The sequence below is a fragment of the Streptomyces sp. NPDC002838 genome (assembly GCF_040295365.1).
Lineage (GTDB): Bacteria > Actinomycetota > Actinomycetes > Streptomycetales > Streptomycetaceae > Streptomyces.
Map to the genome: position 1 here is coordinate 259,879 of NZ_JBEOVF010000008.1, position 17,086 is coordinate 276,964.

Annotated in this window: 16 protein-coding genes; 7 read left to right on the plus strand and 9 right to left on the minus strand. The window is 69.7% G+C overall.

All coding sequences use genetic code 11. The annotated features are described in order from the left end of the window. Positions 1–57: 57 nt before the first annotated feature. Positions 58–1,881, minus strand: a complete 1,824-nt coding sequence (locus tag ABT063_RS14065; protein WP_351057530.1) for a DUF8508 domain-containing protein — start codon at positions 1,879–1,881, stop codon at positions 58–60. 278 nt (positions 1,882–2,159) lie between these two features. On the opposite strand from ABT063_RS14065, the gene ABT063_RS14070 reads away from it, so the two are divergent. The 7 genes from ABT063_RS14070 to ABT063_RS14100 all read left to right on the plus strand — a co-directional run bounded on the left by ABT063_RS14070 (position 2,160) and on the right by ABT063_RS14100 (position 9,971). Further along, complete coding sequence (locus tag ABT063_RS14070; protein WP_351057531.1) at positions 2,160–3,587, plus strand: hypothetical protein; 1,428 nt, start codon at positions 2,160–2,162, stop codon at positions 3,585–3,587. 161 nt (positions 3,588–3,748) lie between these two features. Further along, entirely contained in the window at positions 3,749–5,194 is a 1,446-nt protein-coding gene (locus ABT063_RS14075; RefSeq protein WP_351057532.1) for an alkaline phosphatase PhoX, read from the plus strand. Positions 5,195–5,430: 236 nt separating this feature from the next. Continuing rightward, positions 5,431–5,814, plus strand: coding sequence for a hypothetical protein (locus tag ABT063_RS14080; protein ID WP_351057533.1), 384 nt, complete (start codon positions 5,431–5,433; stop codon positions 5,812–5,814). A 563-nt stretch (positions 5,815–6,377) separates the two neighbouring features. Next, positions 6,378–7,025: a GntR family transcriptional regulator gene (locus tag ABT063_RS14085; protein ID WP_351057534.1), complete on the plus strand. Its 648-nt coding sequence runs from the start codon at positions 6,378–6,380 to the stop codon at positions 7,023–7,025. Positions 7,026–7,038: 13 nt separating this feature from the next. Beyond that, positions 7,039–8,067 (plus strand): 1-aminocyclopropane-1-carboxylate deaminase, encoded by a 1,029-nt coding sequence (locus tag ABT063_RS14090; RefSeq protein ID WP_351057535.1) that lies wholly within the window; start codon positions 7,039–7,041, stop codon positions 8,065–8,067. Positions 8,068–8,342: 275 nt separating this feature from the next. After that, on the plus strand, positions 8,343–8,909 hold the full coding sequence (locus tag ABT063_RS14095; protein ID WP_351057536.1) for a TetR/AcrR family transcriptional regulator: 567 nt from the start codon (positions 8,343–8,345) through the stop codon (positions 8,907–8,909). Between the two features lie 201 nt (positions 8,910–9,110). Next, positions 9,111–9,971, plus strand: coding sequence for an alpha/beta fold hydrolase (locus ABT063_RS14100; protein WP_351057537.1), 861 nt, complete (start codon positions 9,111–9,113; stop codon positions 9,969–9,971). Between the two features lie 26 nt (positions 9,972–9,997). Here ABT063_RS14100 and ABT063_RS14105 read toward each other — a convergent pair whose 3' ends face one another. The 8 genes from ABT063_RS14105 to ABT063_RS14140 form a co-directional block, all read right to left on the minus strand. Continuing rightward, positions 9,998–11,221, minus strand: a complete 1,224-nt coding sequence (locus ABT063_RS14105; protein WP_351057557.1) for a TerD family protein — start codon at positions 11,219–11,221, stop codon at positions 9,998–10,000. A gap of 74 nt (positions 11,222–11,295) precedes the next feature. Further along, on the minus strand, positions 11,296–11,517 hold the full coding sequence (locus ABT063_RS14110; RefSeq protein ID WP_351057539.1) for a hypothetical protein: 222 nt from the start codon (positions 11,515–11,517) through the stop codon (positions 11,296–11,298). 256 nt (positions 11,518–11,773) lie between these two features. Then, a complete protein-coding gene (locus ABT063_RS14115) occupies positions 11,774–12,763 on the minus strand; it encodes a zinc-dependent alcohol dehydrogenase family protein (protein WP_351057540.1) in 990 nt (329 codons plus the stop codon). Then, positions 12,760–13,614, minus strand: coding sequence for a carbohydrate ABC transporter permease (locus tag ABT063_RS14120; RefSeq protein ID WP_351057541.1), 855 nt, complete (start codon positions 13,612–13,614; stop codon positions 12,760–12,762). The genes ABT063_RS14115 and ABT063_RS14120 overlap by 4 nt, the downstream gene beginning before the upstream one ends. Next, positions 13,611–14,549 carry a carbohydrate ABC transporter permease gene (locus tag ABT063_RS14125; protein ID WP_351057542.1) on the minus strand — a complete coding sequence of 313 codons (939 nt, stop codon included), beginning with the start codon at positions 14,547–14,549 and terminating at the stop codon, positions 13,611–13,613. The genes ABT063_RS14120 and ABT063_RS14125 overlap by 4 nt, the downstream gene beginning before the upstream one ends. Next, entirely contained in the window at positions 14,546–15,919 is a 1,374-nt protein-coding gene (locus ABT063_RS14130; protein ID WP_351057543.1) for an ABC transporter substrate-binding protein, read from the minus strand. Before ABT063_RS14130 ends, ABT063_RS14125 begins: the two co-directional genes overlap by 4 nt. Positions 15,920–16,028: 109 nt before the next feature. Next, entirely contained in the window at positions 16,029–16,799 is a 771-nt protein-coding gene (locus ABT063_RS14135) for a DeoR/GlpR family DNA-binding transcription regulator (protein ID WP_351057544.1), read from the minus strand. A 64-nt stretch (positions 16,800–16,863) separates the two neighbouring features. After that, positions 16,864–17,086: hypothetical protein (locus ABT063_RS14140; protein ID WP_351057545.1), on the minus strand; the 223-nt coding region annotated here is incomplete at its 5' end.

The following is a 17,086-nucleotide window of genomic DNA, read 5'->3' on the forward strand; positions in this document are numbered from 1 at the left end:
CCGCCTGGAAGGGCCGGCTGGACGGGGTGTTCAGCCAGCCCTGACCACCGCGATCGATTACGGCTCGAACCGCAGCACCTGCGGGTCGTGGTCGCTGATCTGGTCGTTGAACTCCGAGTTGACGTGCACGCTGTCGTACTCGAAGTCGCAGGACCACCGGATGGACGGGCTGACCAGGATCTGGTCCAGAACCTGGGCGTTGCCCTGGTAGACGTACGAGTAACGCTCGCTCTTCGGCAGCGACTTGATCGCCGACCAGAGCGCGCCGTCGTCCTCCAGGAGCTTGGTGGTGGCGGAGAACTCGAAGTCGTTGATGTCGCCGAGGGTGACGACGTCCGCGTTCTTCTGGGTGGCCAGGATCTGCTTGACGAAGGTGTTCACCGCGGTCGCCTGGGCGTGCCGCTGGGTCTCCGAGCTGCGCGTCGGCGGCTGGTACTGCGAGTGCAGTGCCTGGTCGCCGCCCTTTGAGGCGAAGTGGTTGGCGATCACGAAGACCGTACGGCCGCGGAAGAGGAACTCGCCGGCCAGCGGCTTGCGGCTGTTGGCCCAGGCGGTGTTCGTCGGGTCGATCCGGCCGGGGGAGACCGTCAGCGCCGCCCTGCCGTGCTCCTTGGTGACGCCGACGGCGGTCGTGGCGTCGCCGCCCGCGCGGTCGGTGAAGGACACCCGCTGTGGGTTGAACAGGAACGCCTGGCGGATGTTGCCGCCCGGCTGCCCGCCGTCGGTGTTGTTGGCCGGGTCGATCGAGCGCCAGTCGTACTTCGGGCCGCCGGCCGCCACGATCGCGTCGATCAGCTTCGTCATCGTCCGGTCGGCGGCGACCGTGCCGTCGTTCGTCGCGCCGTTGTTGTCCTGGATCTCCTCCAGGGACACGATGTCGGGCGACTGGAGGTTGTGCACGATCGCGGCGGCGTGCTCCTCGAAGGTGGCGTCGGTCGGGTCGAGGTTCTCGACGTTGTACGTCGCGACCGCCAGCTCGCCCCTCTTCTGCTTCTCGGTGGTCTCCCGCTCGAGGCCGGCGCCCTTCAGTGTGCCGATCTTGTTGGCGACGAGGGTGTAGCCGCCGAACTGGTTGTAGTCCAGCGGGCCCGCGGTGGTCCCGGTGAGGGTGTCGCCGACGTTCGCGGCCGGGAAGTCGGCGACCGCGCCGAGGGACTGGATCTGGAGCCGGCCGGTGTTCTGGGAGTCGTAGGAGCCGTAGACCGTGCCGCCGCGGCGGTTGCGGTTCTCCCACGGCTTGACCGTGACCCACAGCTCGGTGAACGGGTCGGTGGCGCCGACCACACGCGTGTCGGAGACCTGGACGTTCATGCCCTCCAGGGACTCGTAGCGGTCCAGGGCGTACTTCGACGGCCTCAGGGTCAGGCCGTTGACCGAACCGTTCGCGCCCGCGTCGCCGGCCGGGGCGTAGGCGCTCGGCACGGACCTCGCGTCGATGACGGTGGCGGCCGGAACCGCGTTGCCGCTGGAGACGACCGTGACCGTCGGGCGGACGATCTCGGTCAGCGCCTGGTTGCCGGAGGAGGTGCCGCCGGGGACGAACTCCGAGACCGTGCCGGAGACGGTCACCGCGTCTCCGACCGCCACCTTCGGGGAGCTGGTGAAGACGAAGACACCCTCACTGGTGGCCGGGTCCGCGTCCGGGTTCGGATCCTGGATCCAGAAGCCACGGGACGAGCCGTAGGTGCGCACGCCGGTGACGATTCCGGTCACGTCCGTGACCTGCTTGCCGGCGTACGGGGATATCCGGGTCGTGCCCTGGATGTCATGGATGCGCACGGAGTCCGCGTGCGCGGGCGAGGTGAGGACGACGGTCGACGCCGCGGAACAGACGGCGGCGACGGTGAGCGCGGCGAGACGCGCGGAAGACTTGCTCGGCAACGGGATCCCTCCGGGGACGTACATGGGCGCCGGGACGAGGGTGGAGCGTGGAACCGTGGGAGCCGCGACCTGTGGGGCGGTGGCGACGCGCGTAGAAAATACAGTGAACAAGTGTCCGACAGGTTTCTACGCGCGTAATCTCCTGCCTGGTCAAGCCACTTGTCAAGGTTTCAGCCATGTACGGGTCCTGTCCGGGAGATGAACCGGGCGGCATGGGTGGAAAGCGGTCTAGGCTGAGCGGCTGAGTAGTACGTCGCGTCCCCTAGGAGAACCAGCCGATGTCAGACAGCTCCCCCCTGCCGCCGGCGCGGCTGCACCCCGAAGCGGAGCTGGCGCGGGACGCGCTGTCCACGCCGCTGCTGTCGAGGGCCGCGCGGCTCGCCCGCTGGGCCGGCCCGGACACCCGCGTCGACGCCGGAGCCGGACTCGTCGACGAACAGCTGCCGGCGGCGGCCGAGGCCCTCGGGCTGAGCGGGGAGGACGCCGCGGCGGACGCGAGCGAGGCCTGGCGGGTCGCCGTCGACACCGGGCTCGTCGAGGTCATCGATGAGGAAGCGGGCACCGTCGCGGCGGGCGCGGACCTGGCCCGCCTGACCGGCGGTGCGCCGCAGGACGTGCTCGCGGTCTGGCTGGGCGCCCTGGAGACGGTGGTCGCCGACGCGAGCGTGCCGGACCTGGACGACCTGGTGGAGGCCGTGGACACGGGCGCCGAGATCGACCTGTCGTCCCTGGACTGGGACCCGGAGGCCGAGGCGGAGTTCCTGGACGGCGTGCTCGCGAACCTGTACCTGCTCACCCTCAACGAGGACGGGCCGGGCGACGGCGCCGTCCCGCTGCCCGCGCTGGCCGCGTCGATGATCGTGCCCAGCGACATGGGGGAGCCCACCAACGACATACTGGAGCAGGTGTCCGACGCGATGATGCGCCTCGACGACCAGTTCCGGATGCTTGAGCCGGTAGGGCTGGTGGAGTACCAGCCGGTCGACGAGGCCCTGATGGCGGACACCGCCGAGGAGCCGTCGGCCCCCGTCGACGAGACCGACGTCTCCCGCTACGGCATGGTGCGACTGACCCCGCTCGGCCTGTACGGGCTGCGGGCGCGGCTGCTGGAGGCCGGGGTCGAGGCACCCGCGGTCGGCGACCTCGCGGACAAGGGCGCCGACGCGCTGTTCGACGGGACGGCGACGTTCCCGCCGGCGGCGGCGCAGGCCGAGACCGAACAGTGGCTGGCGCACCGCGACCCCCTCGCCGCCGCACGCGAGTTGCTGGCGGCCGCGCGCGGCTCGGACACCGGCGCGCCGCTGCGGCGGCTGCGCTGCCAGCAGGCGCTGTCGCTGGTCGGCGCACAGGCCGAGCCAGCGCTGCGCGAGGTGCTCGACGACGCCGAGCTCGGCGGACTGGCACGGGTCTGGCTGACCGAGCGGGGCGCCCCGGACGTGCCGGCGCCGTCCGGGGACATGGTGTTCTGGCTGACCGTCGACACGATCGCCGCCCAGCTGGCGGCCGAGGGGAACTCCGCGGAGCTGAGGGCGCTGGTGGAGGGGCTGGCCCAGCACCACAGCGGGTTCTTCACGACGGCCTGGCGGGTCGACCACCCGGCCACGGCGGACGTGCTGGAGGCGATGGGGCGGCTGCACCCGGACAAGAAGATCGCCAAGGAGGCACGCAAGGCGGCCTTCAAGGCGCGGTCGCAGCAGGGTAGTTGACGTCTGGGCCGTCGGCCCCTCGCACGGTGTGTTACGGGTTCATGGAAGCGGACCCGGTGAAGTCTCCCGGCGTTCAACCCGCGTTCAGACATGGGCGGGACCGTGGCGCCGACCGAGGTCCGCCACCCTCCACTGGCATACCCACCGTCACAGGAGACACCATGTCGCTCACCCGCAGGGACTTCGCCAGAAAATCCGCGATCACCGGTGCCGGTGTCGCGCTGGCGGGCAGCGTCGGCGCCCTCGCCACCGCTCCGGGAGCCCTCGCGTCCTACGACACCGACAGTGCGGGGGAGGAGTCGGCGGACGCGTCCGGCGGGGTCGGCTACGGACCCCTGCTCCCCGACCCGAAGGGCATCCTCGCGCTGCCCGCCGGGTTCAAGTACCGCATCCTCACCCACAGCGGAAAGACCAAGCTGGAGTCGGGCGAGTTCACCCCCTCCAACCACGACGGCACGGCCACCTTCGCCGGCCCGCGCGGCACGACTCTGCTCGTCAACAACCATGAGCTGAAGGGCCCGCGCGCCAACTGGAAGTACCCGGTCCCGCTCACCGAGGGCCTCGTCTACGACCCCGCCGCCTCCGGCGGCTGCACGGTCGTCGAGGTCCGCCCCGACGGACAGGTCGCCGAATGGGTCGGCATCGCCGGCACCTCCACCAACTGCGCCGGCGGCAGCACTCCCTGGGGCACCTGGCTCACCTGCGAGGAGAACTCCGACCGGGCCGGCACCAACGGCATGACCAAGGACCACGGCTACGTCTTCGAGGTCGACCCCGTCGACCGGCGCGCCAACCGCGCCCCCAAGCCGCTGAAGTTCTTCGGCCGCTACGACCACGAGGCCGTCGTCATCGACCCCAGGCGCGGCCACGCCTACCTCACCGAGGACGCCTCGAACCCCAACGGCCTCTTCTTCCGCTGGACCCCGCCCAAGGGCTTCGAGTACGGCCGCGGCAAGTTCCGCACGCTCCCGGACGACGCCGGCGTCCTCCAGGCGCCCAAGTGCTTCGACTCCGGCGGCAAGTTCGTCGACGACCTCTCCCGCGCCACGAAGATCGGCACCGTGTACGGCGTGGACTGGGTGGACGTACCCGACCGCGACGCCAAGACCGTCGCCGTGCGCAAGCAGTTCGGCGCCGGCGAGATCACCCGCGCCCGCAAGCTGGAGGGCATGTGGTGGGGCGACGGCGGCGCCTACATCGTCTCCTCCTACGCCCGTGAGGAGAGCCCCGTCGCGCACGACGGCCAGGTCTGGTTCTACGACCCCAAGCGCCGCACGCTGACGCTGAAGGTCCTGCTCGGCGTCAACCCCGACCCGTCCAAGGACGGTGCCTTCGACGGCCCCGACAACATCACCGTCTCCCCGTACGGCGGCCTGATCCTCGCCGAGGACGGCGAGGGCGTCTCGCACCTCTTCGGCGCGACCGACAGCGGCCGTACGTACCCCATCGCCCGCAACGACCTGAACGTCGGCACCGAAGAGGAGCCGGAATACAGCGAGTTCGCCGGTGTCACCTTCTCGCCCGACGGCCGCACGCTGTTCGCCAACATCCAGGACCCGGGCATTCTGCTGGCCATCACCGGGCCCTGGAAGCGGCAGCGGCGATAACCGGTTCAGGTCCCTCGAAAGAGTGGCTCTGCCTAGCAACTCTGAACTTGTCTCTCTTGCCGGAATAGCGTTTCGAGTATCGAACTGGCAGCCGGGGAGAGTTGAAGAGGCGCTGTGGACAGGGAGTTGCAGGGAGGGGTCTCCGAGGGCTCCCGCGTATGGCTTGGCGACGGCTCGATGAGGACCATTGAGGACGTGATCGAGAGACGTCTCCCTGCGCTTTCGTACAGTAAGGAATGGGATACCAGCACCAAGGCTCGCGCGACCATTCGGTCGGCGATCTCATTTCGGTTCAGCCGAGTGCCTGCTTCAGCGGTATCGCTCACGAGGCGCTCAGCGTCCGGTTTGTGTCCGGTCGGGTGGTTGAAGTCGTGCCCGGCCTGGCGTGGGAGTGGAAGCGGGCCGACGCCCTGGTTCCCGGTGATCGGATCCCGTTCCCCTTGCTTGCTGGTCACTTCGGCATCGAGGGAAGCGCTCACGACGGATACTTCGTCGGCGCCATGCTCGGTGACGGCGGAATGACGTCATGTACTCCTGAGTGCCATGATGATTCGCAGGACGGGGCGGTGGAATTCATGCGGAGTTTCGCCACTGAGCGCGGGTGTGGCGTGCGTGCCTGACTGAATGCCTCCGTCGTTACGGTGTCTGGGGGCAACGGTGTGACCGGAAAGCGTTGCCTGACAGGTTGCTCAGCCGCGACTTCTGGATCGGCTGTCTCTCGGGACTGTCGAGTACGCCACGGTATCGCAATCAACGGCAATATCATCGCAAGCCGTCGGCCGATTCACATCGTCGAAGTGTCGCGAGCTACCGTGATGGTTCGACTGGCAGGGCAGCTGAAACTTCGCATCGGCTACAAGGCTCACAAGCTGGAGCGAGTGACTCATGCGGTTGGGTACGTGGCCCCAGCGCGTAGTGAAATGCATGGATATGACGAAGCCGTAGCCCTGGACAGGGTGAAGAGCGTCACGCCGGTAGGAGGGAGGCGCTTTTACGGCGTTACTGCCAGTCCTTCTGGACTGTTCGTAGTGAACGGCCTTGTGCTAGGCGCCGGGTAGCCAATGCCTGTGACCAGAGAGACCCTCCCAGAGTGGGTCCCGTGCCCGTCACTTCGAGTGCCTGAGCTGTTTTCTCTGCCCCAGAAGCTTGCTTCTGGAGGAGCTGATATCTAACATTTCAATCCATGGAGGCCATCCGACCCGCCCCCCGCACCCTGCTCAGGGACCGCGCCTACGCCTCGATCCGGGACGCCATCGTCTCCGGGGAGATCGAGCCCGGCGCGGTCGTCCGGGACGCCGAGCTGGCCGAGCAGCTCGGGCTGTCCCGGGCGCCGGTGCGCGAGGCCTTCGCGCGGCTCGTGGACGAGGGGCTGCTGGAGAGCAAGCCGCAGAGCTACACGCGGGTCACTCGGGTCGTGGCCGCCGACGTACGGGACGCGGCGGCCGTGGTCGGGGCCATGCACGAGCTGGTGACACGGGTCGCCGTACCCCGGTTGTTCGCCGCCGACATCGAGGCGATGCGCGAGGCCAACGAGTGCTTCGCGGCGGCCGTCGGCGCGGGCGACGTGGACGCGGCACTGGAGGCCGATGACGAACTCCACGACGTCCTGGTCCGGGTGAGCGGCAACCACGCCGCCGCCGCGACCATCACGCGCTACACCCCGCTCATCCGCCGGCTGGAGCGACGGCGCTTCGGCGAGGGCGGCAACTGCCGTTCGGCCGGGCTGCACGATCAGCTGATCGAGGCCTGCGCGGCCGGTGACGTGGACGAGGCGGTCCGTGTCACGGCGGAGATCTGGCGGGGTCTGGAAGGGCTCGCCGACACCGACTGACCCGGGAGGACCCATGTCCCTTTCCTCGCCTCTGTCTTCCTACGGCCGTCACCCCCTCCTCTTCGGACCGTCGCCCGTGCACCCCCTGGAGCGGCTCACCGCGCACCTCGGCGGCGCCGCCCTCTGGGCCAAGCGCGAGGACTGCAACTCCGGTGTCGCGTACGGCGGGAACAAGACCCGCAAGCTGGAGTACCTGATCGCCGACGCGCTCGCGAAGGGCTGCGACACACTCGTCTCGATCGGTGGGGTGCAGTCGAACCACACCCGGCAGGTCGCCGCCTGCGCCGCTCGCGCCGGGCTCAAGTGCGTTCTGGTGCAGGAGAGTTGGGTGGAGTGGCCCGACGTCGTGTACGACAAGGTCGGCAACATCCTGATCAGCCGGCTCGCCGGAGCCGACGTACGGCTGGTGAGGGCCGGCTTCGGGATCGGGTTCAAGGAGAGCTGGGAGCAGGCGCTCCGGGACGTCGAGGAGGGAGGCGGGAAGCCGTACGCCATTCCCGCCGGCGCCTCCGACCATCCGCTCGGCGGTCTCGGCTTCGCCGGGTGGGCGTATGAAGTGGTCGAGCAGGAGCGGGAGTTGGGGATCTTCTTCGACACCGTGGTCGTGTGCTCGGTGACCGGGTCCACCCAGGCCGGCATGGTCGCCGGGTTCCGTGCGCTGGAGGAGGCGGGCGGGCGGACGCGGCGCGTGATCGGCATCGACGCGTCGGCGGAGCCCGCCCGCACCCGGGAGCAGATCGCGCGGATCGCGCACAACACCGGGCAACTCATCGGCCTCAAGGGAGAGTTGACGGAAGCGGACGTCGAGCTCGACGAGCGGTATCACGCGGGGACGTACGGCATCCCCGACGAGACGACCCTGGAGGCCATGCGGCTCGCGGCCCGCACCGAGGGCATGGTCACCGATCCCGTCTACGAGGGGAAGTCGATGGCCGGGATGATCGATCTGGTGGGGCGCGGGGAGATCGGGCGGGACTCGACGGTGCTGTACGCCCACCTGGGCGGCCAGCCGGCACTCAACGCCTACAGCGCGCTGTTCTAGGGCCTGTCCGGCGGATCAGGTCGCAGGAAATCGGCGGCGCCCCCGTCAACGCTGATGAGTGGAGTCCGGTGCGTCCAGCCGCAAGGCGGAGGAGGGCATCGACGCGATGGGGGAGTCGGCAACCGACGACAACGCCGCAGATGGGCGTGCCAGCCCCCGCGTCTGCGGCATGATCCGCCGGACAGGTGATCTCGTCGGCCGATGCGGGCCGGTGTGTACCCTTTTGTTGCGCTGTAGGATTCGGAGAGGGTCCCCGGTCCGCAAGGAGTATCTGGATGGCGCAGGTCAGGCCCATGCGAGCGGACGCCCGGCGCAACCACGAGCGGTTGCTGGAGATGGCGGCCGAGGCGTTCGCCGAGCACGGGGAAAACGCGTCCCTCGACGACATCGCCAAGCGGGCGGGGGTCGGCTCCGGCACTCTGTACCGGCACTTCCCGACGCGGCAGGCACTGTTGGAGGCGGCGTACCTCGACCGAATCGAGGCGATCGCGGCGCGGGCCGACGACATCGCCGCGCGGCTGCCGCCGGGTGAGGCGCTCGTGGAGTGGCTGAACGAACTCAGCGCCGGCATGATCCAGGTCCGCGGGCTGAAGGCCCTGCTCGGGTCCGCCGTCACGGACGGCAGCCCGGCCGTGGTGACCGCCTGCGGCGACTCCGTCAAGAGCGCGGCGGCGCGGCTGGTCGGGGCGGCGCAGGAGGAGGGGACGCTACGGCGGGACGTCGACCCGATCGACGTCCTGCGCCTGGCCCACGGGGTCGCGACGGCGTCGGAGCTGGCGGACGGGGAGGGGACGCACATCCGCCGGTACCTGGCGTTGCTTACGGAGGGATTGCGGCCTTGAGGGGTTGACGTCCGGCGGGCCTGATGTCTGCGCGCCCAGGCCCCGGCGGCCGACATCGGCGAGGATCTCCACCGCGGGCCCGGCGCTGGACCCTCCCGTTTCGTCAGGGCTCTCGCGGGTACTCCGAGCCGTCTCCGTGTCCGACCAGCACAGGAGGCGGTAACGATCGACACCCCGGCCCGCAGGACGGCACACCGGTACATGGACATCGACGGAATCCGCGTCTTCTACCGTGAGGCCGGCCCCCCGGACGCCCCCGCCGTCCTGCTCCCGCACGGCTATCCGTCCTCCTCGTTCCAGTTCCGCGCCCTCATGCCGGCTCTCGCCGACCGGTGGCGGCTTGTCGCACCCGACTTCCCCGGCTTCGGCTACAGCGACACCCCGGACCCAGCCGACTTCTCGTACACCTTCGACGGGTACGCCGACTTCCTGGAGCGGTTCACCGCCGCGCTGACGCTTCGGCGGTATGCCCTCTACCTGCACGACTACGGCTCCCAGATCGGGCTGCGGCTGGCGATGCGCGCACCGGAGCGGGTCGCGGCCCTCGTCATCCAGAACGGGGACATCTACCAGGACGAGCTCGGCCCGAAGTACAAGGCGCTCAAGGAGTACTGGGACCACCCGACGCCGGACGGGCGGGCGCGGCTGCTGGAGGCCGTGACCGAGGAGGGGCTGCGGCACGAGTTCGTCGGCGAGATCGACGAGCGGCTCGTCGATCTGATCAGCCCCGACCTGTGGAAGCTGTCCTGGCCGCTGCTGGCCTCCCCGCGGCGCCGCGAGATCATGGTCGGGCTGATGGAGGGCCTGCGGGAGAACCTCGACTGGTTCCCGAGGTACCAGAGGTACCTGCGGGAGCATCGCCCTCCGACACTGATCGCCTGGGGGCCTCAGGACGGCTATATGCCCGAGGGAGCCGCACGCGCCTACCTGCGCGACCTTCCGGACGCCGAACTGCACCTGCTCGATGGCGGGCACTGGCTGCTGGAGACCCATCTGGAGGAGGTCGTCGCCCTGGTGCGGGACTTCCTCGGCAGGGTGCACGCCCAGCAGCCGGCCCAGTAGTGGTTCCTCGGGATCCGGGGCTCTGGCTACAGCGCCTGGGCGGCCGGCTTCACCATCCCCCGCACGGTGCGGGACTTCACGAAGTCGCCCATCGCCGTCATCTCCCACTCGCCGGAGAACTGCTTGATCAACTTGGCCATCATCACGCCCGTCTGCGCTTCGGCGTTGGTGAGGTCGAAGCGGACCAGTTCCTCGCCGGTCGCGGCGTCCAGGAGGCGGCAGTAGGCCTTGGCGACCTCGGTGAACTTCTGGCCGGAGAAGGAGTTGACGGTGAAGACCAGTCCGGTGACGTCCTGCGGGAGGCGGCCGAGGTCGACAACGATCACCTCGTCGTCGCCGCCGCCCTCGCCGGTGAGGTTGTCGCCGGAATGCTTGATCGCGCCGTTCACGATGGACAGCTTGCCGAAGTAGCAGCTGTCGATGTGGTTGCGCTGCGGGCCGTAGGCGATGACCGAGGCGTCCAGGTCGATGTCCTTGCCGCGGTACGCCGGCTCCCAGCCGAGGCCCATCTTGACCTGGGAGAGCAGCGGGCGGCCGCCCTTGACCAGGGAGACGGTCTGGTTCTTCTGGAGGCTGACCCGGCCCTTGTCGAGGTTGATCTTCCCGGCGCCCAGCGCGGGGGCGGGCGGGGCCGGGGGAGCGGCGGGCGCCGGGGGCGCGGTGACGCGCGGGTCCATCGACGGGGCCGGCGGGGCCACCGGGGTCTGCAGGGTCGGCGGGGGCGGGGCGACCGGCTGGGCCGGGGCGGCGGGGGCCGGCTCCTCGACCGAGACGCCGAAGTCGGTGGCGATGCCCGCGAGGCCGTTGGCGTAGCCCTGGCCGACGGCGCGGGCCTTCCAGGCGCCGTTGCGGAGGTAGACCTCCACGATGACGAGTGCCGTCTCGGTGCCGAGCTGCGGGGGCGTGAAGGTGGCCAGGACGCTGTTGTCGTCCGCGTTGCGGATGGTGGCCGTGGGTTCGATGCCCTGGAACGTCTGGCCCGCGGCGTCCGGGCTGGCGGTGACCACGATCTTCTCGATGCCCGGGGGGACGGCGGAGGTGTCCACCGTGATCGCGTCGGGGGACGTGCCGCCGCCGGAGCGGTACGTCACGCCGGGGCCGGCGGGCTGGTTGTAGAAGATGAAGTCGTCGTCGGAGCGCACCTTGCCGTCGGCGGTGAGCAGCAGGCCCGATACGTCGAGCCGCACGGGGGCGGCGACGTCCACCGTCACGCGGGCGGCGGGGAGAGGGATGTTCGAGCCGGGGGTCATAGCTGTCATGCCCGGTTGAACGAGCGAGGGCGTTTTACCGTTCCCTTACCGACGGCCAATCGGGGCGGGGGCGGTCAGCGGGTGTTGCGGGGGTGGGTGCGGGCGGTGCGTTCGTTGCCGCGTCTGTAGTTTCCGGTCCAGCGGGCCATGACGAGTTGGGGGTCGCCGGATGCCACCTCGGTGAGGAACTGTGCGGCTCGGGGGCCGCGGAGGGTTCCGGCGGGGCGGGCGTGGTGCGTTATCCGTACGGTGCCGTCGGAGTGCTCGGTGTATGAGAATCCATGGGGATGGGGCATATCGGGGATCGTAGAGGGCTGGTGGTGGGTGGGCCCAGGGGTTTTTCGCCCCCGCCGCCCCTACCGGTCCCATCCCCAGGGGCGCTGCCCCTTCGACCCCGCCAGGGGCTCCGCCCCCTGGACCCCCGGGCCTATGCCCACCCAACCACCCGTCTCGGTACCTCGAGAGGTGGACCACCGGGGCGAACGTCACCTGTCGACCCACCGAGTCGCCTCTTGGGTGACCGAGTCGGGCGGGCGGGTGGGCAAGGAGTACCTACGGCACCACCACGATCTTCCGGCCCACCCCCGCCGCGAACTGCTCCAGCGCCTGCGGGTACCGCTCCAGCGGGATCCGGTCGCTGATGAAGATCTCGGGGTCGAGGACGCCGTTCGCGAACAGCTCCGCCGCCCGTTCGAAGCTGTGGAGGACCGCCATGGAGCCCGTGATGGTGATCTCCTGGTTGTAGATGCGGTACGGGTCGATCGTCACCCGCGTCGCGTAGTCCGCCACCCCGAACTGCAGGAACGTGCCCGCCTTCGCCACCCGGTCCAGGCCGTCCTGGATCGCCGCCGCGTTGCCGGTCGCGTCGACCACCAGGTCCCACCCTTGCGGGCGGTCCAGTTCGTCCGGGTTCGCGGCCGACGCCGAGACGCCCAGGCGGCGGGCCGTCTCCAGGCGGGACGCGTTGACGTCCACCATGTCCACGCTCGCCGCCCCCGTCCGCTTGGCCAGCTCCAGCATCATCAGGCCCATCGTCCCGGAGCCGTAGATCAGGACGTGCGCGCCCAGGCGCGACTGCAGGACGTCGTAGCCGCGAACGGCGCAGGACAGGGGTTCCACCAGCGCCGCGTCCTCGGTGCGGACGTGCTCGGGCAGTCGTACGCAGTTCGCGACCGGGGCCACGGCGTACTGCGCCGCGCCCCCCGCCGTCGTCACGCCGATCGCCGCCCAGCGTTCGCAGAGGTTGTTGTGGCCCGTACGGCAGTACCGGCACTCGTAGCAGTACAGCGACGGGTCGACCGCCACCCTGTCGCCCACCGACAGCTCCGTGACCTGGGTTCCCACCCCGACCACCGCGCCCGCGAACTCGTGTCCCGGCACGATCGGCAGCTTCGGGGCGAACTCGCCCTGCAGGATGTGCAGGTCCGTGCCGCACAGGCCGCAGGCCGCCACCTCGACGACGACTTCGCGCGGTCCTGGCGTCGGGTCCGGGACCTCGGCGACGACGGCACGGCCCACGGACTCGATGACGGCGGCCTTCATTTCACGGCTCCCAACGACAGGCCCTGGACGAGTTTGTCCTGGGCGGCGAACCCCGCGGCGAGCACCGGCAGGGAGATGACGAGCGACGCGGCGCACACCTTCGCCAGGAACAAGCCCTGGCTGGTGATGAAGCCGGTCAGGAAGACGGGGGCTGTTTCCGCTACCACGCCGGTCAGCACCCTCGCGAAGAGCAGTTCGTTCCAGCTGAAGATGAAGCAGATCAGGGCTGTGGCGGCGATGCCGGGGAGCGCGATGGGGGCCACCACGCGCGCGAGGATCGTCGGCAGGCGCGCGCCGTCCACGCGTGCCGCCTCGATGATCGCCACCGGGACCTCGGCCAGGAAGGACTGCATCATCCACACCGCGATCGGCAGGTTCATGGAGGTGTAGAGGATGACCAGCAGCCAGATGTTGTCCAGCATGTCGGTGTTCTTGGCGAAGAGATAGATCGGCAGCAGGCCCGCCACCGCCGGCAGCATCTTCGTCGACAGGAAGAAGAACAGGACGTCCGTCCATTTCTTCACCGGGCGGATCGAGAGCGCGTAGGCCGCCGGGAGGGCCAGCAGCAGCACGAAGAGCGTCGAGGCCACCGAGGCCACCGTCGAGTTGATCAGCGCCGGCCAGGGGCTGGCGCCGCCGCCCGTGCCGAAGAACTCGCGGTAGCCGTCCAGGGTCAGGGCGGCGGTGAAGGACGGCGGGTTGGTGGCCGCGTCCTGCTCCGAGTGGAAGGACGTCAGGGCCATCCAGGCGATGGGCAGGAAGAAGACGATTCCCGCCAGCCAGGCCACCAGGCCCAGGCCCGCTCCCTTACGACGGCCGCGCACGCGGTTCTGTACGGCGATGGCGCTCATGCCCGGGACACCTCCTCGCGGAACAGGGACGACACCACGCGCAGCGCGAAGGTCGCGATGATGATCGAGCCGATGACCACCAGGACGCCGGCGGCCGAGGCGAGGCCGTTCTCGTGGGCCTGGTAGAAGCTCTGGTAGACGGTGTAGGGCAGGTTCGCCGTGCCCAGGCCGCCGGATGTGATCGTGAAGACGGCGTCGAAGTTCTGGACGATGTAGATGGAGCCCAGGAGGGCGCCCAGTTCCAGGTAGCGGCGCAGGTGCGGGAGCGTCAGGTGGCGGAAGATCTGCCAGTCGCTCGCGCCGTCCACCCTCGCCGCTTCGATCTGCTGCTGGTCACGGCTCTGCAGGCCCGCCAGCAGGATCAGCATCATGAACGGCGTCCACTGCCAGACGAGGGACGCCTCGACCGCGAGCAGCGGGGTGTTGGAGATCCAGTCCGGCTGTGGGCCGCCCACATAGTGCAGCAACCCATTGAGCAGGCCGTATTCGGGGTTGTAGAGCACATGCTTCCAGAGCAGGGCCGCCGCGACGGGGACCACGAGGAAGGGCGCGATGAGGAGCGTGCGGACCACGCCCCGGCCGCGGAACCTCCGGTCGAGGAGCAGCGCCAGGGCGAGGCCCAGCACCAGGCTGACCAGGACCACCCCGACCGTCAGCAGGACCGTCGTCCACACGGACTGGCGCAGGTCCGCGTCGGTCAGCACCTGGCGGTAGTTCTCGAGACCGGTGAAGTGCCGGGCCTTGGGATAGAGGGCGTTCCAGTCGAAGAAGGAGATCACCAGCGTGGCCACGAACGGGAGCTGGGTGACCGCGATCATGAAGATCAGGGCGGGAAGCAGGGGGGCCCGGGTCGCCCAGGCGCGCAGCCGGGCGGAGGGCTGCTTCACGGTGCGAACGGGAGCGGTGGCCACAGGGGCCGTTGTCGTCGCGGTCATCGTCCCTCGTACTCCTCGGAGATCCGCTCGGCGAGCTGCTGGGACTTCTTCAGGGCCGACTCGATGGACTGGCGTCCGGCGATGGCCGCGCTGATCTCCTGGGAGACCTTGGTGCCGAGATCGGTGAACTCGGGGATGCCGACGAACTGGATGCCGGGCGCGGGGCGCGGCTGCACGCCGGGGTCGTTGGGCCGGGCGCCCTCGATGGCTTCCTTGGTCATCTCCTGGAAGGCGGCGGCCTCTTTGACGTAGGCGGGGTTGGTGTACGTCGACGCGCGCTTGCCCGCGGGGACGTTGGACCAGCCGATCTGGTCGCCGACCAGCTGCTCGTACTGCTTGCTGGACGCCCAGGAGACGAACTTCCAGGCCTTGTCGTGGTTGCGGGACGCCTTCTGGATGCCCCAGGCCCAGGTGTAGAGCCAGCCGGAGGACTTGGTCTGCTCGACGGGGGCGGGGGCGTAGCCGAGCTTGCCCTTGACGGGGGAGTTGGCCGCCTCCAGGGAACCGGCGGCGGAGGTGGCGTCGTACCACATGGCGACCTTGCCCTGGGTCATGTTGTTCAGGCACTCGGCGAAGCCGGACTGGGCGGCGCCGGACTGGCCGTGCTTGCGGACCAGGTCGACATAGAACTTGGTCGCCTTCTCGAAGGCGGGGGAGTCGAGCTGTGCCTTCCAGTTCTTGTCGAACCAGGTGCCGCCGAAGGTGTTCACGACCGTGGTGAGGGGGGCCATCACCTCGCCCCAGCCCGGCAGGCCGCGCAGACAGATGCCCTTCATGCCCGGCTCGGCGCCGTCGGTCTTCGCGGCGAGGTCGGCCACCTGGGTCCAGGTGGGGTGGGCGGGCATCGTCAGGCCCTGCTTCGCGAACACGTCCTTGCGGTACATCAGGAAGGACGACTCGCCGTAGAAGGGCTGGCCGTAGAGCTTGCCGTCGTCGCCGGTCAGGGACTGGCGCATCGGCCCCAGGACGTCCTGTTCGTCGTACGCCGGGTCCTTGGCGACGTGGGAGTTCATCTCCTCCAGCCAGCCGTTGCGGGCGTAGATCGGTATCTCGTAGTTGGACAGGGTGGCCACGTCGTACTGGCCGGCCTGGTTGGCGAAGTCCTGGCTGATCTTGTCGCGGACGTCGTTCTCGGGCAGGACGGTGAAGTTGACCTTGATGCCGGTCTCTTGTGTGAAGTGGGCGGCGGTGAGCTTCTGCAACTCGGTCATCTGGGGGTTGTTGACCATCAGGACGTTGATCGAGTTGCCGCCCGATCCGGCCCCGCCCGCTCCGACCCAGCAGCCGGAGAGCAGCGGGGCGAGCAGCGTCCCTGCGGCGGCCATGGCGAGCGTGGCTCGCGGGGGCCGTCGTCGGCTCTGGGTTCGCATGGATCGCTCCTGGACGTGAGAGGAGATAGACGTATGGGGGAGATGGGCGTATGGGGATATAAAGGGCACCGTTCGGCAAAGGGTGCCGTACGAAGTGGGTGGGTGGTTTTCAGACGCGGATGACCTGCGGTCCCAGCAGGGAGTAGCGATGGGCCTCGGCCGTCGGAAGCAGCGTGCTCGTCACGATCGCCTCCAGCGCGCCGACCTCGGCGAACCGGCAGAAGCTGACCGCTCCGAACTTGGTGTGCACGCCCGCGAAGACCGTGCGGCGCGCGGCGCGGATGGCCTGCGCCTTGACCTCGCTGACCGCGGGGTCGGGGGTGGTCAGGCCGTGCTCGCGGGAGATGCCGTTGGCGCCGATGTAGGCCAGGTCGACGACGAAGCCGGCCAGCATCTTCGTCGTCCAGTGATCGACCGTCGCCAGTGTGCCGGAGCGGACCCGGCCACCGAGCAGCAGGACCGAGATGCCGTCGGCTTCGGCCAGCGTACCGGCGACCGGCAGGGACGCGGTGACCACGGTCAGCGGCCGGCCCCTGGGCAGCGCCTCGGCGATGAGCTGCGGGGTGAAGCCCTCGTCGACGAAGACGGTCTCGGCGTCGCCGAGCAGCTCGGCGGCCGCGGCCGCGATCCGGCGCTTCTCGGGAACGTGGCTGGTGGCCCGGAAGGCGAGCGTCGTCTCGAAGCCGGCGCTCTCCACGGGGTAGGCGCCGCCGTGGGTGCGGCGGACCAGGCCGTGGTCCTCCAGGGCGCGCAGATCCCGTCGTACGGTCTCCTTGGCCACGCCCAGCTCGGCGGCGAGCGCGGTGACGTCGACCGAGCCGGTGGCGCGCGCGGCCCGCACGATCTCCCGCTGACGTTCTTCCGCTGTCCTGGGGATCATGGCCGTCACCCGCTTCCGTGCTTGCTTGCCCGTTCGGGCCCAGTGGGGCCCATGGGTGAAAGTTCTACAGCGGGTGCGCGGCACCGACCAGGCCTGTTGCGGGTCCGATGCTGCCCGTGTGTGCCCGATTACGGTGGGCTGTGCCCGTCTCGGACCTGCGCGGCTGTGCGTTCGACCGTGAGATCGGGCAGTGCGGGTGCCCGAATGCGGCGGCGGGCGGGCCCTCGGGGAGCCGACGGGCGAGTTCCTCGGCGCCGGGGAAGTCGGTGTGCAGCGCGAAGCCGGGT